General features: G+C 38.7%; 19 protein-coding genes. 2 read left to right on the forward strand and 17 right to left on the reverse strand.

Features of this window, described 5'->3' with window-relative positions:
* Positions 1-6: 6 nt before the first annotated feature.
* Both AM499_RS14305 and AM499_RS14310 read right to left on the reverse strand, forming a co-directional pair.
* Complete coding sequence (locus AM499_RS14305; protein WP_053590851.1) at positions 7-780, reverse strand: ABC transporter ATP-binding protein; 774 nt, start codon at positions 778-780, stop codon at positions 7-9.
* 360 nt (positions 781-1,140) lie between these two features.
* Complete coding sequence (locus AM499_RS14310) at positions 1,141-1,755, reverse strand: DUF2238 domain-containing protein (protein ID WP_231687468.1); 615 nt, start codon at positions 1,753-1,755, stop codon at positions 1,141-1,143.
* A 129-nt stretch (positions 1,756-1,884) separates the two neighbouring features.
* On the opposite strand from AM499_RS14310, the gene AM499_RS14315 reads away from it, so the two are divergent.
* Positions 1,885-2,250: a DUF2188 domain-containing protein gene (locus AM499_RS14315; protein WP_053590853.1), complete on the forward strand. Its 366-nt coding sequence runs from the start codon at positions 1,885-1,887 to the stop codon at positions 2,248-2,250.
* Positions 2,251-2,328: 78 nt separating this feature from the next.
* Here the strand turns inward: AM499_RS14315 and AM499_RS14320 are convergent, their stop codons facing one another.
* From AM499_RS14320 to AM499_RS14340, 5 genes are all read right to left on the reverse strand, one after another.
* On the reverse strand, positions 2,329-3,582 hold the full coding sequence (locus AM499_RS14320; RefSeq protein ID WP_053592223.1) for an MFS transporter: 1,254 nt from the start codon (positions 3,580-3,582) through the stop codon (positions 2,329-2,331).
* 489 nt (positions 3,583-4,071) lie between these two features.
* Positions 4,072-5,436: an amino acid permease gene (locus tag AM499_RS14325; RefSeq protein ID WP_053590854.1), complete on the reverse strand. Its 1,365-nt coding sequence runs from the start codon at positions 5,434-5,436 to the stop codon at positions 4,072-4,074.
* 293 nt (positions 5,437-5,729) lie between these two features.
* The gene (gene cstA, locus AM499_RS14330; protein ID WP_053590855.1) at positions 5,730-7,535 is read right to left on the reverse strand and encodes a carbon starvation protein CstA; all 1,806 of its coding nucleotides are present in this window, start codon (positions 7,533-7,535) and stop codon (positions 5,730-5,732) included.
* Between the two features lie 135 nt (positions 7,536-7,670).
* Positions 7,671-8,408 (reverse strand): LytR/AlgR family response regulator transcription factor, encoded by a 738-nt coding sequence (locus AM499_RS14335; RefSeq protein ID WP_053590856.1) that lies wholly within the window; start codon positions 8,406-8,408, stop codon positions 7,671-7,673.
* Complete coding sequence (locus AM499_RS14340) at positions 8,386-10,167, reverse strand: sensor histidine kinase (RefSeq protein ID WP_053592224.1); 1,782 nt, start codon at positions 10,165-10,167, stop codon at positions 8,386-8,388. The genes AM499_RS14335 and AM499_RS14340 overlap by 23 nt, the downstream gene beginning before the upstream one ends.
* 283 nt (positions 10,168-10,450) lie before the next feature.
* On the opposite strand from AM499_RS14340, the gene AM499_RS14345 reads away from it, so the two are divergent.
* The gene (locus AM499_RS14345) at positions 10,451-11,188 is read left to right on the forward strand and encodes a hypothetical protein (RefSeq protein ID WP_053592225.1); all 738 of its coding nucleotides are present in this window, start codon (positions 10,451-10,453) and stop codon (positions 11,186-11,188) included.
* Between the two features lie 631 nt (positions 11,189-11,819).
* Here the strand turns inward: AM499_RS14345 and AM499_RS14350 are convergent.
* The 10 genes from AM499_RS14350 to AM499_RS14395 all read right to left on the reverse strand — a co-directional run bounded on the left by AM499_RS14350 (position 11,820) and on the right by AM499_RS14395 (position 22,688).
* Entirely contained in the window at positions 11,820-12,692 is an 873-nt protein-coding gene (locus AM499_RS14350; protein ID WP_442853797.1) for a MurR/RpiR family transcriptional regulator, read from the reverse strand.
* A 31-nt stretch (positions 12,693-12,723) separates the two neighbouring features.
* Positions 12,724-13,665 carry a GNAT family N-acetyltransferase gene (locus AM499_RS14355; RefSeq protein ID WP_053590858.1) on the reverse strand — a complete coding sequence of 314 codons (942 nt, stop codon included), beginning with the start codon at positions 13,663-13,665 and terminating at the stop codon, positions 12,724-12,726.
* A gap of 6 nt (positions 13,666-13,671) precedes the next feature.
* A complete protein-coding gene (murQ, locus tag AM499_RS14360; protein ID WP_053590859.1) occupies positions 13,672-14,586 on the reverse strand; it encodes an N-acetylmuramic acid 6-phosphate etherase in 915 nt (304 codons plus the stop codon).
* Positions 14,587-14,598: 12 nt separating this feature from the next.
* Complete coding sequence (locus tag AM499_RS14365; protein WP_053590860.1) at positions 14,599-15,753, reverse strand: exo-beta-N-acetylmuramidase NamZ family protein; 1,155 nt, start codon at positions 15,751-15,753, stop codon at positions 14,599-14,601.
* Positions 15,753-16,724: a carbohydrate ABC transporter permease gene (locus tag AM499_RS14370; RefSeq protein WP_231687469.1), complete on the reverse strand. Its 972-nt coding sequence runs from the start codon at positions 16,722-16,724 to the stop codon at positions 15,753-15,755. The genes AM499_RS14365 and AM499_RS14370 overlap by 1 nt, the downstream gene beginning before the upstream one ends.
* Before the next feature lie 14 nt (positions 16,725-16,738).
* Positions 16,739-17,719, reverse strand: coding sequence for a carbohydrate ABC transporter permease (locus AM499_RS14375; protein WP_331457251.1), 981 nt, complete (start codon positions 17,717-17,719; stop codon positions 16,739-16,741).
* 60 nt (positions 17,720-17,779) lie between these two features.
* Complete coding sequence (locus AM499_RS14380) at positions 17,780-19,108, reverse strand: extracellular solute-binding protein (protein WP_053590861.1); 1,329 nt, start codon at positions 19,106-19,108, stop codon at positions 17,780-17,782.
* Between the two features lie 24 nt (positions 19,109-19,132).
* Positions 19,133-20,281 carry an anhydro-N-acetylmuramic acid kinase gene (locus AM499_RS14385; protein ID WP_053592228.1) on the reverse strand — a complete coding sequence of 383 codons (1,149 nt, stop codon included), beginning with the start codon at positions 20,279-20,281 and terminating at the stop codon, positions 19,133-19,135.
* A 96-nt stretch (positions 20,282-20,377) separates the two neighbouring features.
* Positions 20,378-21,964, reverse strand: coding sequence for a beta-N-acetylhexosaminidase (nagZ, locus tag AM499_RS14390; protein ID WP_231687470.1), 1,587 nt, complete (start codon positions 21,962-21,964; stop codon positions 20,378-20,380).
* 16 nt (positions 21,965-21,980) lie between these two features.
* The gene (locus tag AM499_RS14395; protein ID WP_053590862.1) at positions 21,981-22,688 is read right to left on the reverse strand and encodes a PIG-L deacetylase family protein; all 708 of its coding nucleotides are present in this window, start codon (positions 22,686-22,688) and stop codon (positions 21,981-21,983) included.
* Positions 22,689-22,690: the final 2 nt, after the last annotated feature.

Genomic DNA, 22,690 nt, shown 5'->3' on the forward strand with positions numbered 1-22,690 from the left:
CCCTTTCTAAATAACGGTTTCTTCCCCGATATAAGCTTTTATAACTTCTGGATTATTTTGTATTTCATCTGGTGTACCAAATCCAATGCGTTTACCAAAGTCCAAAACCGCAATATGATCAGACAAATTCATGACAATTCCTAAATCATGCTCAATTAATACGACAGTTATTTCCATTACTTCATGCATATCCAATATAAAACGGGCCATCAAATCCTTTTCAGAGTTGTTCATTCCCGCCATCGGCTCATCCAATAAGATTAACTCCGGTCCCAGTGCCAACGCCCTTCCTACCTCCACACGTTTTTGTAGTCCATACGGAAGGGTTCCTACCGGCGTATGTCGAATGTCTTGCAACTCTAAAAACTCAATAACCTCTTCTACTTTTTTTCTATGCTCAATTTCTTCATTGGCGGCTTTTCCTACATATAGACCTCCGCTAATTGCACTAGAGTTCATCAAAGTATGTCTTCCGAGCTTTAGATTATCTAGTACAGACATATGAGCAAACAACGCTATATTTTGAAATGCACGGGCAATACCAAGGGACGTTCGATTATAAGGTTTCATATTAATAATTTCCTGTCCTTTATAACGAATTGATCCGCTGGTAGGTTGATATAAGCCACTTATGCAATTGAGCATACTAGTTTTCCCAGCTCCATTTGGACCAATAAGTGAGAATATCTCTCCTTTTTTTATATGATAGCTGACATCATCTAATGCTTTTACCCCACCAAATTGTAATGACACATTCTCTATTTCTAATATAGGTTGCACTCGAACCACCCCTTCTGTTTGTAAGCGCTTAACCTTTTAGCTTTTTCTGAATATTACTTTACAGATTATCATCTTGTCAATGTATTTTATGATACATAAGAACTACTTTTTTGTCGTATTATGTAATGGGCGTTTTTGTATTTTTATGTGATAAAAGTCATAAAAATGAGATTATTTTTTCAAATTTAAGCGTGTTTTACCTATTATTAACTTTTCACTATTCATTTTCCTAATTATTCAACGTAAAAAAACTCCTTTCCTGACGAATTGCAGGAGAAGGAGTTACTCTATTTATTGTGTTTTCGACAAATTCATCTTAATTTAACCTTTTTTCATCATGCATAAATTATGAATTTTTCTTTATTTTTTTAATAATTTGTCATGCAACCTTGAAAGAATAATATATGCCAGGAGAGAACCAACTAAAGCTAAAAACATATCCCATTGGGCATCCCATTTATCTCCTTGCATTCCTAAAAAGTCTTTAGAAACTTTTCCTCCTTTGGAAATTTTGGTGCTCATCCATTCAATGATTTCATATAAAGCAGCAATGGCAAGTGATATACTCATAGTAATTCCAAACAACCAAACTCCTTTCGTCAAAGCCGTTTTGCGGAGCAATAATTCTCTAATTACTATAACTATCATTCCCTTAAGCAAATGACCAAATCGATCATAATTATTTCTCTTCAAATTAAATTCTTCTTTAATCCAATTAAAAAATGGTACCTCTGAGTAAGTATAGTGGCCTCCTATAAATGTCAAAATAGATAATATTGCAATGATGAAATAAGAGAGAGTTGTAAAGCGAAACTTTTTATATGTCGCTAAAAGAATGATTATTACAACTACACTAGGACTAACTTCCGCTAGCCAATCCAAATAGGTTGCAGGCTTAATTACTGACCAAATGAAAAAACCAGAAACAACTATGAGTAGAAATAAATGTACCTTCGAACTTTTATGCTCACCCACTTGTATACAATCCTCCATCCCACGCAAAGTACTTCTCAATAAGTATAGTTTATCCAAAAATTCCGATTCGAATCCGTGCGTTTGGTTTAGTAGAAATCGGGGAAAATGCAAGCTAAGGAGGCGATAGCAATGCCATGGGACAAAAAGGATTATCCAGACTCAATGAAGAATTTAGACCCTGATGTAAGAGAGAAAGCTATAGAAATTGCCAATGCTTTGTTACGAGACAAGTATGATGAAGGTCGAGCAATCGCCATAGCAACCGCACAAGCACGAAAAGCGATTAATGGTGATGATACAGACCGTCCAACGTATGAAGTAAAAGCAAGAAAAGATGAGTGGACACTTATGAAATCAGGTGGAGAACGGGCAATTTTCGTGGAAGAAACGAAGGAAAAACTGTTGGAAAAAGCAAAGCCATATGTTAATGACCATAATGGAGTCCTTGAAATCTATCAAGAGAATGGATCCATTGATGATACTTTATATGAATAGATAAAAAAGTATGACCCATCCTACAGGAGTCTCCAGGATGGGTCAACACGTCAAAAGATAAAAAATGTAATTCATCTATTAAACTACTATACTTGATTTTTGTTTTTTTATTAAAATGACAAACAAACTAGCCATAACACAAAAGATTCCTGCAAGTAAGAATGCCCATGTGTATGAGTCAAATACTTTATACATATAACCCCCACCGTATGCAGCTACTGCAGCTCCAGCTTGATGAGCGGCAAAAATCCATCCATAAATAATACCACTTCTCTCAATTCCAAAGATTTGTCTTGAAATGCTAATTGTTGGCGGTACTGTCGCAATCCAATCCAATCCGTAAAATATAGAGAATAAGATTAATAACGAAAGTGAGCCTTCTTGGAGTGCAAATGGAAGCAAAACGAGAGAAGCTCCTCTTAAAATATAATACCAAAACAACAACCATCGATTATCAAAACGATCGGATAACCAACCAGATATTGTCGTACCGACTAAATCAAATACCCCCATAAAAGAAAGCATGGAAGCGGCTGCAACGACCGGAATTCCATAACTTATGCAATAGGATATAAAATGGGTTCCAATTAGACCACTTGTAGAAAGCCCGCATATAAAAAAGCTTCCTGCTAACAACCAAAATTCCTTTACTTTTATAGCTTCGAGTAATGATTCGAACGCCATGGCAACTGGATTTTTCTTTTTCACAGCATTAGACTCTGGAAACTCTTTTTCTAGTCCATAAGGTAAAATGCCAATTTCCTTCGGGGAGTTTCTCATAAATAAAAGAATAACTACTAGCATGATAGAGCTAAGGACTAGTATTAAACCAATTGCAGTGCGCCATGAATAATTTTCTACAAGAATGGCTAGAACAGGAAGTAATACTAACTGTCCTGTTGCGGTGCTCGCTGTTAAAATCCCTACTGCAAGTCCTCTTCTTTTCTCAAACCAACGATTCGCAACGTATGTACTCAATACTGTTAAAAACACACTAGATCCTAATCCTATGATGATTCCCCAAATGAGAATGAGCTGCCAGGCTCGGTCCATAAAATAGGTGAGCATGAGACCTACAAGTAGTGTGGACATCGCATAAACCATCATCTTTTTTAATCCTAGTACTTCAATCAATGCTGCCATGAATGGGCCAGATAGTCCATATAGAAAAAGACCAACTGCAAAAGCTAAAGAAATAATGGACCTATCCCATCCAAACTCATTTTCAAAAGGTACAATAAATACCCCCGAAGATGATCGAACAATTCCCGCTACAATTATCGAGAAAAAAGCGATAGTTAACACAAACCAGCTATAATGTATACGCTTCAATATCACATCCACCTCCTTAACGACTGACGAAATAAATTAAAAAATTCTATCAATTCGATATATTGTACGCTAAAAATAAGTAATATACAATACAATAAAAGCGCAGGCGCATCCTGAAAATAAATACCTGGTTTTGAACGTTTCCAGAGAGCTTTGAACAGACTTTGGCTACATCATTACCGTGTGAATTTTTAGAAGGGAGGGTCGTGAATAGCTTCACGACCCTCCCTTCTGTATCGGTAATCCTGTGGCAGTCGTCTATCCGTCGCCTTCCTACAACTTTTGAAAACTAATTAGAGAATAGATGCCATCTTATTCATATTGGAAGAATGCTTGCTATTTGTTCGGGTATCCTGTTGATAAAAATAGATTCAACATGATGATAATACCCTTCTTCATAGTATTAATTAGAGACTTTCATGTATTTCTTATCTTTCGAAAAAACCGTTCGATGCTTGAGCATCAAACGGCAGAATATTTTTTATTTAATTATTTGTCTATAGGCATACGTTTACCAATTTTAAAGATGTAGAAGCTTGCTACAACTATCGCTAAGAAAATGATCCCTACAATAAGAGAAATACGTGTTTCATCGTTAAACCACATACCTACTAATACCATAATTAAAAATGCAATGGTTAAGTAGTTTGTGACAGGTGCAAAAGGCATTTTAAAAGGGTGATTTTTAAGTTCTCCCTCCTTAGCTTTTCTAAATCTAATTTGACTAATAAGAATAACAAACCATGGTACCATACCTGGTAACACACTTGCGCTGTATACATATACGAACAAATTGGCTGGTGCAATATAGCTTAAAATAACCCCAACCGCTAAACCTACTAAAACACCGACCGTACCGAATAAAGGCACACCATTATGAGATATTTTCGCAAAGAATTTTGGTGCTTGTCCATTGATTCCTAATGTATAAAGCATACGTCCTGCGCTGTAAATACCACTATTACAACCTGACATTGCAGCCGTGATGACGACAAAGTTAATAATTCCAGCTGCCGCTGTAATTCCTACCTTCGCAAAAGTAGCAACAAACGGACTTCCAAGTGAATCCAGTTGATCCCAAGGATAAACCGTAACGATAACAAAAATCGCACCAATATAGAAAATTAATATACGCCAAATAATACTATTAATCGCTTTTGTTAATGTTTTTTGTGGATTTTTCGCTTCTCCGGCTGTTATCCCGATTAGTTCCACTCCTTGATACGCTGCAATAACAAGCGACAGTGCAAAGAAGAATCCTGTCCAACCGCCTGCAAAGAAACCACCATTTTCCCAAAGGTTTGATAACCCGATTGCGTCTCCTCCATTACCAAATCCAAAGAAAATAAGACCTAACCCTGCAATAATCATCAATACGATTGTCACGATTTTAATCATCGCAAACCAGAATTCAATTTCACCAAAAGATTTAACAGAAATCAAGTTTGCAGCACCAAGAATCGCCATTGCAATGAGCCCAGGAATCCAAGCAGGTAGATCCGGAAACCAATATTGCATATATGTCCCAACTGCAATAATTTCTGCCATCCCAACAATTACCCATTGAAACCAGTTACTCCACGCTGTGATATAGCCTGCTAACGGATGAATATACTTATGGCCAAATGTCGCAAATGAACCTGTACTTGGCTCTACATAAAGCATTTCTCCCATTGCACGCATAATAAAATATATAAAAATCCCACATATAGCATATGCAAGTAATACAGATGGGCCTGTCCATTTAATCGTACTAGCAGAACCCATAAATAGACCAACGCCAATTGTACCCCCTAAAGCAATCATTTGAATATGACGTGCCTCAAGTCCTCTCTTCAATTCATTATTGGACATGTTAGCTCCCCCCAGATGCAAAATTTACAACTAATTTATTCGGCAGACATAAACCGAAATATACATACGGTTTTATAAAGTTTATAGAAAGCTGAATAATCTTTCTTATCATAGAATAATAAGAATTGACTTAAAATACAAATGTATTTTTAGGAAAAACACCTTAATCCCTTCGTACACCTATGTTTTAAATTTAATAGAAATAATTATTAAAATATTCAAATATAATATTTAAGCGTAAAAAATAAAATACCTTCCAACATTTAGTATGTTGGAAGGTATTAAAGGTTAACTTATATGGTTCCTTTTGCAGCACGCTCTACTAGTTCATGCTGCGGAATTTTCCAAAGCTGTAACCACTTACGAATGGAGGTCACAAGAATTACTAGACCAAGAACTAACATGATTACGGAAAGAGTCCCATTTAAAATGTTATAGCCTGGGCTTTCTGCATTCCAATAAACATTTTTCACCATCCAGTAGCCAGCTACATTAACTGTTACATACAGATAAGATAGAGGAATCAAGCAAGTAAGCATATAGCTTCGTTTTTGTGCAATCTTCAATACTATCGTTGCACCAATGATCAATCCTATCGAAGCCATTAACTGGTTTGATACCCCAAACAATGCCCAAACGGAGCTAATATCTCCGGAATACAGTAAATATCCCCACATAAAGCAAGCTAACGCACTTGCGAAAATAGTTGCACCTATTGAATTAGTTCGTTTTAACGGTTTAAAGAATGTTCCACCGAAATCTTGGATGAGATAACGAGCAACTCGTGTTCCCGAGTCAATTGCAGTTAGGATAAAGACAGCTTCAAATAGAATAACAAACTGATAAAAATAGGAAGCCATTTTTTCGAAAATCGGAATCTCCGTAAAGATATACGTCATTCCTACAGCAAGAGTAACAGCCCCTCCTGTTCTTCCTTCTAAATCCATTCCAATCTCATCACTTAGCTTATCTAAATGAACTGTTTCCATCCCTAATGTCGCAAATTTCTCCGGTGTGGAATTTATTGCAAAATAGTCTCCTGGCATTAATGATACAGCAGCAATTAATGCCATGATTGCAACTAAACATTCCACAAGCATTGCACCAAAAGCTACCCCTTTAATATCACTCCAACGATTGATCATCTTTGGAGTTGTCCCTGAACCAACGAATGCATGGAATCCTGATATGGCTCCACAAGCAATGGTGATGGAAACGAATGGCCAAACCGGTCCCGCGATAATCGGACCTCCACCATTAATGAATTCTGTTAAAGCAGGGAATTGAACTGCTGGATTTACATAGAAAACCCCAATGATTAAAGCTACGAATACACCAATTTTCATAAAAGTACTTAAATAATCACGAGGTGCTAGCAATAACCAAACTGGTAACGCCGCAGCAAAAAACGCATAAATAGGTAATGCTATAGCGATTGTACTCTTTTCTAATGTTAAGAAATCACCTAATGCTGTCCCTTGAATATTAGGTCCCCAAAGAATAGCAGCCATAATAAGTCCAAATCCGACGATTGTAGCAGCTTTTAAATTTCCTGTTTTCTTATGGTACAACCCAACTCCCATTGCAATAGGAATTGTAATTCCTACAGCAAAAGTTCCCCATGGGTTTCTCTCTAATGCGCTTAATACTACTAAAGAAAGACCTGCCATCGTAATCGTAATAATGAATAGCATCGCCAACCCAGCACAGAAGCCTGCCACTGGACCGAGCTCTTTTTTCGCTATTTCAGATAGAGATTTTCCCTCTTGACGCATGGATGCGAATAGCACAACCATGTCATGAACCGCTCCCCCGATTACCGCCCCTATTAGTAGCCAAAGTAAGCCAGGTAAATAACCAAACTGTGCTGCTAATATTGGTCCAACTAATGGTCCCGCCGCAGCAATCGCCGCAAAATGGTGACCAAACGTAACCCATTTGTTCGTGGGTACATAATCTTTACCATCTTCCAGTTCATGAGCTGGAGTGGGTTTTGAATCATCTAGTTTCAAAACTTTTGCAGCCATGAATGTACCATATAAACGATAAGCAATTAATAATATACAAATAGAGCCAATTACAATTGTAACCGCATTCATTTTTCTTTTACCCCCATCCCTGTTGTGTATAGTAATCATACTAAAATTAAGATTGATAAATTCATATTCTAGTTGAGTTACAAAATTTCAAGGATGAACTGCAAAAATGGGGAAACGAAATACAATTTAACTTATTTAAAAACCAACATACATTTTAAAATCTTTTACGTATGTTCGACTAACAGGAACTTTCGATTGATCTTTAAATATTACATTATAAGTAGAATTAAACCATGGATGAATTTCAATAATATGATCCATGTTCACTATAAAGCTCCGATGGACGCGCATAAATTGTGTATTGCTTAATTTTTTCTCTAACACAGTTAGTGAATCACTAACAATATATTCATCACTCATCGTTTTGACCTTGCATTTGCCTTCAAAAGATTCCAAATAAATGATGGAGTCATTTTCAAGCAAAACAATTCTTTCCTCTACTAAAACAGCAATTTTTCCCGAATTAACATTCTTAGCAGAAGAAACGAATCGCCGTTCCTCACTTCCGATTTTCCCTACATGAATTATCTTTTCCAGTGTTTTTCGGATACGCTCCTCATCAAATGGTTTTAAAATATAATCAAGTGCATTTAATTCAAACGCTTGTAAGGCATACTCATCGTAAGCGGTCGCAAACACAATGGCAGGGGCCGGTTTAAGCTGAATCAATTGCTTAGCTAAGTCTAATCCGTTATCTTCCTCTAAATCTATATCTAAAAATACCAAATCTGGATGTTGCTTGGATATATCCTTCACAGCATTTATAAGACTATCTGCTTCACCAATAACTTCAATTTGTTTACTTTCGGTGAGAAGATATTTTAATTCCTCCCTTGCCAATGGTTCATCTTCAACTATATACGCCTTCAACATTTTGATGTAAAACTCCTTTACTATCGAGTGGAATAGAAATCAATATAGATGTGCCCCTATTTAATTCACTAGTTATTTCTAACTTTGCTTGGCCATTATAAATTCCAGATAGTCTCTTACTTATATTAAAAATCGCTGTACCAGTGCCCTTTTTAGAAACCATCGTTTGTTTACCTAATAATTCTATCTTGTTAATCGGAATGCCTTTTCCGTTATCTGATACAACAATTCGCAGGTTGTTATTTAAGGAGTAAATTTGGATTTTTATTTTTCCTATACCTACTATGCTTGTGAATGCATAATTGATGGCGTTCTCTACTAGCGGTTGTAACGTAAACGGAGGAATCAGTATTTCTTCTAAACTGTTTTCTATTTCAAATTCTATCTCGTATTTGTCTGGAAAACGCGTTTGTTCAAGGGATAAGTATGACTTCACATTCTCTATTTCCTTTTCTAAAGAAATAAGCATTTGCTTAGCTCCCTGAATATTACCACGTAGAAATGAACTTAACTCCAACAATAGCTTTCTAGCTTTTTGTGCATCTGTGCGGCATAAGATAGAAATGGAATTCAGACTATTGAACAGAAAATGCGGATGAATTTGCGCTTGTAATGCTTTTATTTCTGCATCCTTTAATAGTTTTGTTTGTCTTTCAGCTTCTGCTAGCTCAAATTGAGTAGAAAATAAATTGGCAAGACCCTCTGCTAGCTGCTGTTGAACATCATCTAACTTTCTCGGCTTAATATAATACATTTTTAAAGTTCCTGCAGTTTTGTTTTGTATTTTTAAAGGTAAAACGATTGCTGCTTCTAACGAACAATCACTATGGGAACAAAAAATTTCTTCCTTTGATTTGGCGATTGCTATTCTGCCGGTTTCTAACACTTTTTTTGTTAAACCAGTCGTTAGGCCTCTCTTTGGAATATGGTGATCTGCTTCTGCTCCAACATGCGCCAACACTCGATGTTCATCTGTCATCGCTACCGCATCGGCATCCGTCAGACGCAACATAATTTCTGCAATCTCTTTACAAGAGTTTGTATTTAAACCTTGTCGAAAGAAAGGCAAGGTTTGATCTGCAATATAAAATGCTTGGCTCGTTTGATTTGCTCGAGCACGCTCTTCATCTCGTACGATTGACTGTATAATATACATGAATAAAAACATTCCTAATCCGTTAACTACAATCATCGGGATCCCAATGACTTGCACGAGAGCCCATGCTTCTTCAAATGGTTTTGCCAAAGCCAAAATGATAATCATTTGTACAGCTTCTAATGTCATTCCTAACTTAGCAGCATAGATTGGTGTAATTTTCTTATCACGCTTTAATTGTTTTCTAGAAAAATACCCAGAACAAATTCCAGCTAAAACAACTGCCAATGAACATGCTATCGCCGTAAAACCCCCAAGTGAATACCTGTGGATACCCGCAATAAGACCAGCACCTAGCCCAACAACCGGCCCACCTAATATTCCCCCAATTACAACTCCCATTACTCTGGTGTTTGCTATCGCATTATCCGGGTCAATTCCTACAAGCCAGCCACTATTTACAATAGTTCCTCGCTCCATTTCAATCCCTGTATAATTACTAATCAATCCGAACGCACCAAATATCAAAATAAGAATTACTTTTTCGCTCCAATTGTGTTCATTGTGAATAACCTGTCGAAATGATTTTATTTGAGAAAGTAAGAATGCAACAATAACGATAATCCCTACTTTTTCTATCATTAATGCAGCCAAAACTAAGATCATCATTACGCTCTCCTTCTTTCACAATATTCTAATATGTTTATCATACTTGAAAAATCTAAAGAAAAAAACCTCTAGTAGAAACGCCCTTTTGCTTTTGTTTAGAGCAACTATACATATCTCAGAAACTATAGTAATCAGAAAATTATTGTAACTTTTTCAACTAAACAACTGTCTAAATAGTTTATAGAGGAACGTATCATCTGACAATCAGTGTTATCAACATACTTCTCATTATGTAGAACCTAAATCATTTAATAAAAGGAAAGGAGGAAAGATAATGATGTCTAAACCTAAAACTAGGAGAACATATTTTTACTTATTATTATTTATTTTGTTACTTATTATAGGTATTACCTTTTGGTTCATATCAAAAAATAATTTGGAACCTAAAACGTTAGTTTTACATAAGACGTTTAAAGTAACAAATGAATTAAGTGAAATGGTCCAGGAATCAGATGTCATTGTTATAGGTGAATATAAAGGTTTAGACTCTAAATGGAATATGGCCCCATTTGAACAACATGAAAATGTAGAGGGACATTTGTTTAATTTCCAAGTAAATGAAACTTTAAAAGGAAAACCTGTAGAAAAAGAAATATTAATAAATCATAGATATTCTGAAATCATCTCAATTGAGGAAAGTGATGAAGTGGTTGATGAAACTGGAGTAATTGTTGAAGAAGCTAAGAACATCTTTACAAAAGAAGTAGAAAACAAAGATCCGCTCTATATAAAACCAGCAAACAGTGAGAAATATATGATTTTCTTAAAAGAAAATTCCGAGCTTGGTCATTATTATCCCGCTATTGAACCCTTTCTGATTCAATTCGATTCAAATGATGTAGCTCAGTTAAAAAGTAATTTAATCAACCTTGATAAAAATAAGCTTAAATTTAAAACAAAAGTAGAAGAGAGAACATTTTATGTAATTAATGAAATTCCTTACACTGTTGTTGATAATATTAGCGGAAAAAACTTAGATGAAATAACTAGACTTGTTAAGACACTCCACCAATAGGTATTTCAATAAGACAGAAATCTCAACTTAGTCCTTCAGAATGTAGACATTTATTTTTATATAGGATAGATCAGGTTTACTGAAGCTTACCGCTTGCTTTCAGCGGGGGAGAGCCGAGCCGCTTGGTCGCTACACTGAGGGCACTGAAAAAGTCTATTGAATCTAACTTTACTAAATAATATCGTCCGATAAATAAGAAAATCGTTGAAACGGCTCCCTTTCCGCGGGCGTTGCCTTAGCCTCCTTGCTGCACTGCGGGACTGAGCGTAGCGAAATTAATTTTTGCGACGAGCTTGCGCAGGAGCATCGGTTTTTTTGCGACGAGCTTGCGCAGGAGCAAGGGAAGCGGCTGAAGCCATGCCGGCGGAATGCGTCCGCCTGGAACGGAAATAACAGGTCCAAAATAAAAATCGAGTATGTGAACAACTTATCGTTCACATACTGTTATGAAATCTCAATGAGGACTTTGTTCAGTGCCCTCGCTACTCTCCCGCAGGAGTCGAGGGGACACTTCTCAAAACCAACAAAATCTACCTGATAGAAAAAATGACGACAAAAAATCAAAAAATGAACGAGACAATTAGCTAATTACCTTTTGTCTTCAATCTGAAGTCTATATATCTTGTAGACTTCACTTCCTCTTTTTACGGAACGTCTGATTTTGTATTTCCTCAATTGCTTCCCTAGTGGAATCCAAATACTGTACAGTAGTTTCATATTGTCTGGATGCGACTGACATAAACAAAATATCCATGACATGTAATTGAGCAAGCCTTGAGGATGTTGCACCGCTTCGAAAATTCGCCTCCCTTGCAGGAGATGTATGTAGATGGATTTTCGCCAACTCAGATATCGGAGTTTGGCCATATTTCGTTAAACTAATGGTAGTGGCTCCTTTTTCATTAGCCATTTCAATAATTTTTTCTACTTCAAATGTTGCTCCGGAGAAGGAAATACCAAAGACAACTTCATCTTTCCCTGCATTGGCAACGATAGTAGCTCCCATATGCAAATCGGTGCTAGCCGTTGATGGCTTATTAATACGTAATAACTTCTGTTGGGCATCAATAGCGGATATGCCAGATGCCCCAACCCCAAAGAAATGAACATTCTTGGCATTAACGATGGCGTCAACCGCTGCTTCCAACTGTACTGAGTCCAACAACTCAGCTGTTTCAAGTAGCGTCTTTACCGCAAGGTCTGTTACCTTATGAATTGTCATTGATACTGGTTCATTAGGCTTGATATCACGATTCGTGAACTCCACTTTTCTCCCAAGATCCCCAATGATTCTAAGCTTCAATTCCTGAAAGCCTTTTAGCTTCAAGGATTTGCATAGCCTTATTACGGCAGCACCACTTGTTTGGCTAACATCACCCAACTCGGAAACAGTCATTGTTACAACTTTCTCCGGATTGGCTAATATATAATCCGCTATTTTCTGTTCAGAAGGCGGAATCTGCTCCCGCATCTCATTGAGCAAAATGATACCACCACTTGATATCGCCATAAAATCAACCCTTCACTATCACTTTTTATAATGCCTTTAACATAACATGGAACTTCCTAAAAGTCTTAAATCCGTTCTTGAGGTAAAGGTGCCCCGCAGAACTAGTTTCACTAGTCCAGAGGAACCATGCTCCATGAAGAGTTCTTGCCCTCATGCTGAATAATGTATCGTGCAGAAGAATCTTTCCTAACCCTTTTCCTTGCTCACTGCCGTCTACACCAAATGGACCGAAACGTTCACGTATACCTTCATAGCCACCGTATAGAGCAAAGCCGACTATCTTTCCATTCCATTTAGCTACAAATATTTGTGAAGGATCTAAACCTTGCAGAACACCTTCCCTAATCGCTCTCCCCCAGTCAGGGTTGAATGCTGTGTTAGCAAATCTAATCAATTCGAAAAAATCTCCGTCCTGTACCGTTCCAAACGTATACCCTTCTGATTCCCGCATTTTCTTTAGGACCGTTATCTCTTCAGGACAAACATAGTCTGTTAATGGACGATACATCGCAACTGGTGAATATATTCTACTGAATCCTTCTTTCTGGAGAAAAGAATAACCTTTTGGATAATGTTCCTCATCAATACCTGGAACGAAGTAATTTGGAGCATAAGAAGAGAAGAGAATCTTCTCTGCACCTACTTCCCGTGCATATTGACAAGCCCTTTCCATAAGACCTGCTCCAATTCCTTCACGCTCAAATTCAGGTTTAACAAAGAAGAAGGAAATCCAAGCCGTGTCCTTCTCGAGTTCTATACCGTTCATCGGAAGCTTTCTTGAAATAGCTAAAATAGTACCGATGATTTCAGCATTCTCCTCCGCAACAATAAGACCTTCTGGGTCAAAATTGGCATCTAATAGGACCTGGTTGCGAAATCTATCAGCATTTATTGGATCGAACTTCAACACTTCGTTCCATAACCTCACGATTCCCTTTTCATCTCCCGAACGAAAGATCCGATACATTAACCCTCACCCCTTATTGCTTTCAGCTAATTTGACTGCGGAATTAACAAAGCCCCCAGATTGATCGATTAATGCTTCCGCTTCATTCCGGTTAGTATTTGTTAAAATCATCACGATTGCTAGTTTAACATTAAAGTCTGTTTGCATTAATACCTTCTCTGCTTCCTCATATTCTACACTAGTCACTGTACAAACGATTTTTTTGGCACGCTCACGCAGTTTTAAATTGCTTGCATTCAAATCAATCATGAAGTTATGGTACACTTTTCCAGTTTTTACCATAGATGCAGTTGAAATCATATTCAGGATCATTTTGTGTGCTGTTGCAGCACGAAGACGGGTAGAACCGGTCAATATCTCAGGACCTGTCACAACCTCGATTTCTATATCAGCGTCCTCGCTGATTTCAGAATCCGTATTACTGGACAAACTAACTGTCACAGCCCCACATGAACCCGCATATTTCAGTGCACCTTTCACATAAGGAGTCCTTCCGCTTGCAGCAATTCCTATTACTACATCATTTGAAGTGATGCCTATTTTCTTTAGGTCGCCTGCACCCAACTCGATATCGTCTTCGGCTCCTTCTACTGCTGTAAACATGGCACTTTCCCCGCCAGCTAACACTGCTTGAACCTGCTCAGGTGATGTACTGAATGTCGGGGGACATTCGACTGCATCCAAGACCCCGATTCTTCCGCTTGTTCCGGCGCCGATATAAATGAGCCTTCCTCCGTTTTGAAATGCTTGCACAACTTTTTCAACCACCTCGCCAATTTGAGAAATCACTTGGCGGACAGCATTTGCTATGGTTTGATCTTCCTCATTCATGATATTCAAAATTTCTATAACTGACATTTCATCCAGGTTTTCAGTTTTGCAGTTACTTTCTTCAGTTGTTAAAAAAGATAAATTTTCCATTGTTCCGCCCTCCTATCTATAAAGTAAATAAGGATGTCGATCATTAAGGAATTGTTCGCTGCCTTTGAGACAATCCTCTAAATAATCTTCTATATTTCCTCCTGTCAACGCAGTTCTTAATAGGTTATTTCCTGCCAAAAGGTCGAACATCGGATGTTTCAGGTGTTCATATTCCATAAATGATAGCTGTTCTCCGTAAATCCGAAAAACGGTATTTAATACATGAACAAAGGTCTCAAGCGGCCTAAAAAAATGCCGGTCTGTTACATGAAGTTGAATTCCCTCACATACCGTATCCTGAAATTTTGAGTACGTTGGTTTAAAAGAAACATCCCGAGCAACAACTCCATAGAGATTTAGAGCATTCACTTCATCTTGAAGCCGGACCCCATTAATAAATGGCGCGCCGAATACTTCAAAAGGTTGTGTCGTTCCCCTGCCTTCGGAAAGATTTGTACCTTCCAACAAGCAAGTACCTGGATAGAGAAGCATCATATCAAGACTAGTCGTATTTGGTGATGGTGCAATCCAAGAAACACCAGTCTCGGATAGTAGCATTTGCCGTTCCCAGCCTTCCATTTTGATAATGGTTAATTGACAGCCTACACTATTGTTAAAGTAAGCGGCCAGTTCTCCTACAGTCATCCCATGCCTTGCTGGCAAGGTGTACAAACCGACAAACGACTTATAATCAGGCTGTATAAGATTTCCTTCCACTTCAGTCCCGCCGATTGGATTTGGACGGTCCAGGACGATCATAGCCTTACTGTTCTCTTTACAAGCTTCCATCATATAGAGCATTGAGTAGATATAAGTATAGTATCGAGAGCCAATATCCTGAATATCGAATACAACAACATCTACTGGTTCCAACATTTCCTTAGTTGGCTTTTTCGTCTGTCCATATAAACTAAAGACTGGAAGTCCCGTTTCTACATGAATTGTATTAGAGAATTTTTCCCCTTCTTTTGTATACGTTTTTAATCCATGTTCAGGTGCGTAAAGTGCAGTCAGTTGAATATCGGGATGCCGATGGAACAATCTGATCGATGATTGTAGACGGGAATCAGCGCCTGTCTGGTTGGTCAACAATCCAACCCTTTTGCCCTTTATAATTCCTGAATACCTTTCCATGAAAAGGTCAATTCCCAACCTTACTCGGACCATTATTCCTTCACTCCTCCAAGTGTTAATCCTTTTACGAAGTAACGTTGGAATAGAATGAACACGATAATCATTGGTATTGCTGTAATTGCAGCACCGCTCATAAGGAGTTTAAAGCTAGCCAAGTTTGCATCTTGCAAAGTTTTCAACCCTACAGGTAATGTGTATAGATCTGCGCTATTCAAAACAATAATTGGCCATAGGAATGAATTCCACACGTTCATGAATGTGAAAATACCAAGAGTTGCAAGACCAGGTTTTGCAAGGGGGAGAACAACCGTCCAGAATGTTTTCCACTCACTGGCCCCATCCATTTTAGCCGCTTCAAGCAATTCATCAGGTATTGAGTACATAAATTGCCGCATTAGGAATACACCAAACACCATTGCCAAGTCAGGCAATATTAACGCCCAGTGCGTATCCATCAAGTTAAGATTACCAACCATGATAAACATTGGTACAAGTGTTACCTGACCAGGAATCATCATAGTAGAAATGATGATCCAAAATATTAGATTCCTTCCCGGGAACTTCTTTTTGGCCAGCACATAGCCTGCCATCGAATCGAAGAGTAAAATCCCTACCGTTACGACAACCGATATGTAGAAGCTATTAAAAAACCAGTTGCCTATGTCATGTTTTGTGAATAATGATTTAAAACTTGCAAATGTGTCATCTACAATGGAATCCATCATATTTCTGTGATATTGTTCAAGCTCCGAATCATCAGCTTTTGCTGCTTCCCTCGCTTCAGACCAGTGTTCAAAATAAAGCGGAATCCCCATTGGATACATTTTCGGAGGATTTGCATTTATATAGGAAACTGGGCGCTCCATGTCCTTAGACTGATAGCTGCTTAATTGTAGTGAAGTTGAAAATACCCAATAGAGCGGGAGCAACGAAACTATAGCAAAAATCGTCAGCAATAAATAGGTAATAGTCTTGTTCATTTTATTTAGATTTTTCCTTTTCAAGTTGTCCCCTCCTATCAATCATCATGTCGTAGAACACGGAACTGGATAACAGAGAAGAATAAGATAATAATAAATAGGACGACTGACTGTGCCGCTGCTAATCCATATTCAAAGTCCCGAAATCCAGTCTTATAGATGAGATGTACTAACGTTTCGGTTGCATTTCCTGGTCCACCGCCTGTCATCATGATAATTTGGGTGAACACTTGAAAAGATCCGATTGTGCTAAGAAGAACCAAATATAATGTTGTCGGTTTTAAAAGTGGAATCGTAATATGAAACCATTGCTTAAAGCTATTTGCCCCATCAATTCTTGCAGCTTCATATAATGATTGCGAAATTGAACCCATTGAAGCCAAGTACATAATAATACCCGCACCGAAAGGTATAAGACAGGACATAATAATTAATGCCCAAAGTGCGGTTGCAGACTGTCCTAGCCAATTGATTTGCTCAACGCCAAACCAGCCTAAAATGTAATTGAACAATCCGAAATCATAATTATACATCCAGCGCCAAACCATTGCGATGATGACCATTGATGTCACAGTTGGCAAGTAAAAGGCTGAGCGAAAAAAGCTTTGTGACAGCTTTCCTAAACCGAAAATCATCGATGCGATGACTAATGCACTAATGACTGAAAACGGTACTGTTACCACAGTGAATAGCAATGTATTCTTGATCGCAACCCAAAACGCTTCACTTTCAAATACCTTGATGTAATTTTCCAACCCGACAAATTTACTTCCAGCTAATACGTAATATTCCTGGAATGAAAGTACAAATGCCCATACAACCGGGAAAGCGATAAACAATGAAAACAGAATGAGTTTTGGAAGAAGGAATAAATATGCGCTGTAGTTCTTTTTCATTTCATTGAACACGCTACGCTTCTTTCTCGTTTTTTTCTCAAACTGTTTAGCAGACGGTAGACCATTCTCCATCTCAGTTTTAAGATCTACTGATGGAGCCGGTTTTTCCGAAATTTGAGTCATGATGATACACCTCCTAAAATTGAAGCAGGCTTGCGTATTGCAGAGCCTGCTTCAACACTGTTATTTTAATAGTTCATCGACGACTTTCTTGGCATCCGCCATAGCTTCTTCCGCTGTTTTCTCCCCGTTAAAGACTAATTGAAGCTGTGATTGGATCGCTTCATCAATCTTCTTCCATTCAGGATGGCGTGGAAGCATTACTACTTGGTCAGACATTTCCATTGCACGTGTCATTTCTGGATTGTCTTTGAATGGATCCTTCTCAGAAGCACTGATACGCGCAGGGAAAATACCATAGTTTTGCGCCATTACGAATTGCTCGTCAGTAGATGAAATATATTTCATGAAGTCAGCAATTGCCGCTTTTTTATTTGCATCCTCTTGGTGGAACATAATCCAGCCGCCAACTCCGCCGATAGTTTGTGCATCCGAATCTGCGCTTGGATATTCAGCTACCATGAAATTTGTCGGGTATTTACCTTGTGCAGCACCGATTGCCCATGTTGCCCAAGGCTGCATTGCAACAGTACGTTGTTCTTCGTTTGCCCAAGCTTGGAATGTACCACCTACGTCAGCACCACCCAATGTTTCAGGTGCGACTTCATGTTCCAATTTCAAATCAGCAAGGTCTTGAATTGCTTGAACAACTTTAGGATCATCCATTGTGAATTCAGTCATATCTTCATTTAAAGGAGAACCTCCATTTTTAAAGAAAAATGGCCAAGTTTCATAGTATCCAGGAAGTACATAAGTGGAGAAACCATATACATCTGTTTTGCCGTCGCTGTCACGGTCGAAAGTCAATTGTTTTGCTGCTTCAAGGAACTCATCATACGTCCACTTGCCATTTTCAGGAGGAGTTACTCCTTTTTCCTCAAATAGATCAAGGTTCAACAGCATTGTGTGAAGCGTGATGGAGTTCGGGATCCCATATAGCTTATCTTCATACGTATAAGCTTCTAATGTGTTTTCGTAGAAGTCTCCTTTTTCCTCATCAGAGAAAAATGCATCAAGTGGTTCGATGACTCCCTGCTCGATATGATCGATACTTACAGAGCTTCCGCTAATGTCAACCGGAGCAATATCCGGCCAAGACTTTCCACCGATTGCAACACCTAGCTTGTCGCCCATTTCAGCCCATGGAACTTGCACCAATTCAATGTCAATTCCTTCATGCTCTGCTTCATACTCAGCAACTTTGGACTCAAGCCAATGATATTTGTTGTCATCTTTGTCTGGCCATCTTGGTCCATCCCAAATTGTGATTGTGCCTTTGAATTCCTCTGCATTTCCAGCTTCTTCAGAATCGCCGCTGCATGCCGCTAATACGGAAGCAGATAGACCAAGCGATGCAACCAAAAGTGCGGATTTTTTCCACATGTTCTTCATACTTAAATCCCCCTTATATTGTTTTCACCAAGCAATTTTCCCAAGAACCGTCTGCCTATTTGCTCCTGTTGCAGCAGGGGAATTATTAGGCAATTGATGAAAGCCCAGATACCCTAATAGAGCGAACACAAAAGCTTCTTTGGCATCACTATTGATTCCTAGCATTTCAATCTTCTCTACATTCACTGAATCATGAAGCAATTCTCTTAAGTAGTTTAGGAGAGTAACATTATGCACTCCCCCACCACTGACGAAAATTTCTGATAATTCATGAGATGTTACGTACTTTTGGATTTCATCCGCCAAGGTACGTGCTGTAAGCATTGTAGCGGTAGCAATCTTGTCGAGTGAAGATAAACCAAGTTGATCTGCCTTGTGCCAAATGGATTCTGCATAGCCAATTCCGAACTCTTCCCTGCCTGTACTCTTTGGTGCGGGTTTCTTATAGTAGGTATGTTGAAGTAGCTGATTCAGCCACTCCTCACTCACCTTACCGGCTCCAGCAAATTTTCCGTCCTGGTCAAAGTTCTCTTTTCCATTAGTATAGATGGATGAAAAAGCATCAACGATCATATTACCTGGTCCTGTGTCATAGGCGATGATTTCCTGTACTGAACCTTTCGGCGGAAGCACTGTAATATTGGAGATGCCACCAATATTAACTAACACCCTTCCGGATTGTTCAGATTGGAATAAAAACTGGTCTGCAAACGGCACTAATGGTGCACCTTGACCGCCAGCCGCCATGTCACGTGTCCGGAAATCACCGATAACAGGTTTTCCTGTATGTTCAGCAATTACTGAAATATCACCAATTTGAAGAGTATTCGGCCTTGAGAAAGCGTCTCCCCCTACAATGGGTTCATGCCAAATCGTTTGTCCATGAGAGCTGACCAAGTCGATTGAATCAAACGCAATATCAGAATTAGCTAATATCTTTTTAATAGATGAAGCATATAATTCTCCCAAATACATATTCATAGATGATATAGACTGTACGGGTGCTTCTTGATCCATTAAACTTGCGAGTTGTTCCCTTAATTCCGGCGTATACGGCATTGTAGTGAAATGCTTCAATTCATGTTCAAGCACTCCATCCGTCATAGAAAAATCAACAATTGCCATATCTAATCCATCAAGTGATGTCCCTGACATGAGTCCGCAAACGCGCATAGCTCTCACAAAACTCCCCCTCGGCATTTAAATAATGAAAACGCTTACCCATATTTTAGTATTTATAAAATTAAATATCAATACTTTTTTGATTATTTAAAATATTGTTTCAATGAAAGGTAGGCTAACAGGCAATTTTCCCTTAACTTCCACCTTTCCAACTAAAAATTCAGAAACTATTTCAAAAGCGCTTTTAGTGAATTCATACGTACATATCACTCTATTGGCATTCTGGAATAAAGCTGCATCATACGGTGAACGAATAGCAATTACATCTACCGGCTTTCCCGACTCGATTAACTTGTGTACTAATCTCTCTTGTGCTGGATCTTTCACGGCATTCAATGTTAATACAACCACATGGTCATACCCAGTCGACTTTTCAACAGCACCTTCGATTGCCACTGCATAGTCCGCTGGAATAATTTCAAGTATTTCAACGTTCTTGTGGACCTTCATCAACTCATCTGCCATTCCAATCGTTGAATATCTACGGTCCTCAACCATAGTTGCATACTCATTTGTTGGATAAATTAATAGAACTTTAGCTTCATGGGCAATCGCTTCACCATTACCGTAGACTTTCGTAATTCCAGCTTTATAAATTTCCCGCATCAGCTCTCGATGCGAATCACTACCTACGAACGCAGGTACTTCTGAAACTTGTTCAATTTCATCCCAAGAAGCGTAGTTCCCAATCATGTTGTCAATCCTATTTACTGACTCGTCTATACGAGCTTCCAAGATAACTCCGTTCCTAACACCCTCCACTATTTTTATAATGGATTGCTCTTGAAGCGAATGAATATGAGAAACCATTACTAAATCAACACCAGCTTCGACTGCTCTTAAAGCTCCTTCAACTGTACCTATACCTTTTGCGATTGCATCCATTTCCATGCAATCGGTCGTAATCACCCCGTCAAACCCTAATTTTTCCCGTAATAGACCGGTAATCACTGATTTCGAAAGGGTTGCAGGAGTATTCTCTTCCGTTTCCAAAGCCGGGAAATATACATGAGCGGTCATGATTGCATCTGCTCCCGTCTTAATGCATTCTTTGAAAGGTACAAGCTCCACTTCATGTAACCTCTTTAAGTCATGTGCTATAACTGGCAGATCTAGGTGTGAGTCGACACTTGTATCCCCATGTCCTGGGAAATGTTTTAAAGTTGTCATCACTCTTTCTTCCTGCATCCCAGTCATTGTTTGCACGGCAAGAGAAGCTACCTTTTTCGGGTCCTCCCCAAAGGAACGTACTCCAATTACTGGATTTAAAGCATTATTATTCACATCGACAACCGGTGCCAAGTTCCAGTTGATGCCAAGTGCCTTTAATTCCTTGCCTGTTATTCTGCCTGCCTGCATGGCATAATTAACATCTCCTGCAGCTCCTAGAAGCATTGCACCTGGAATGATAGTGGTACCGTCCCCTAACCGCCTTACAACACCATTCTCCTGATCAATACAAATAAGCAAAGGCATGGAATAGCCAGCAGCTTTTGCCTCAAGTTGCAGACTCCTGGTTAAACTAAGAATTTCTTGAGGTGTTCCGATATTTCGTCCGAATAAGATAACCCCGCCAATATGATATTCATGGATCAAATGCTTAATTTCCTCTGATATAGTAGTTCCTTTGAAACCCGCAATCAACATACGACCTACTTTTTTCTTTAATTCCACGTTGTATCTACCTCCCTTAAGATATTGGAAACCCTGGAATATGCCCTTCTTTCCTGACATGAAGACCTTTTGAGTTTTGTAACGTTTGGGCAAACGTAGTGCGAGCAAGACAGCCTCTCATCGTCCCTAATGCCTTATAGTAATCGTAATATCTGAAACTTGTAGAATTCATGATGAACCAATAGCAGGACAACGCTTCTAAATAAGTTTCAAATGAATCAGTCACATCCACATATATATCTGGTTCGTAACCTTCCATGTCCTCCCAGTTTTCACTATGGAAAACCCTGCGGAGTCCATGCGGAGGTAGGCCCTCCAAATCAAAGCCAGGCAAAGAAGCTTTTAACCAAGCGTCCTGTACAATTAGTTGACAAAGCCGATGATCGGGATGCATACTGTTGATCCAATGTGTGATGACAAAATCAGGTTTTTCCTTGCGGAATATTGTAGCTACTTCCTTCACAATCTCCTCATTAAATGTCAACTCTGCGTCCTTATGACCCAGGTTAATACTCGTTCCACCCAGTAATTTGGCGGCTTTCTCTGCTTCCTGTATCTTCTGTTCCCGATATTCATCCACTGTTAAATGTGCGGCCCCCCCCTTCTCCCCGGCTGTAAGATGCAGGAATGTCACCTTGTACCCGGCTTGGGCATATTTATGTGCAATTGCCCCAGCCTGGATTTCCCCATCGCCACAATGGGCACCAACTACCATTAAATGCATGA

The organism is Bacillus sp. FJAT-22090, assembly GCF_001278755.1.
Lineage (GTDB): Bacteria > Bacillota > Bacilli > Bacillales_A > Planococcaceae > Psychrobacillus.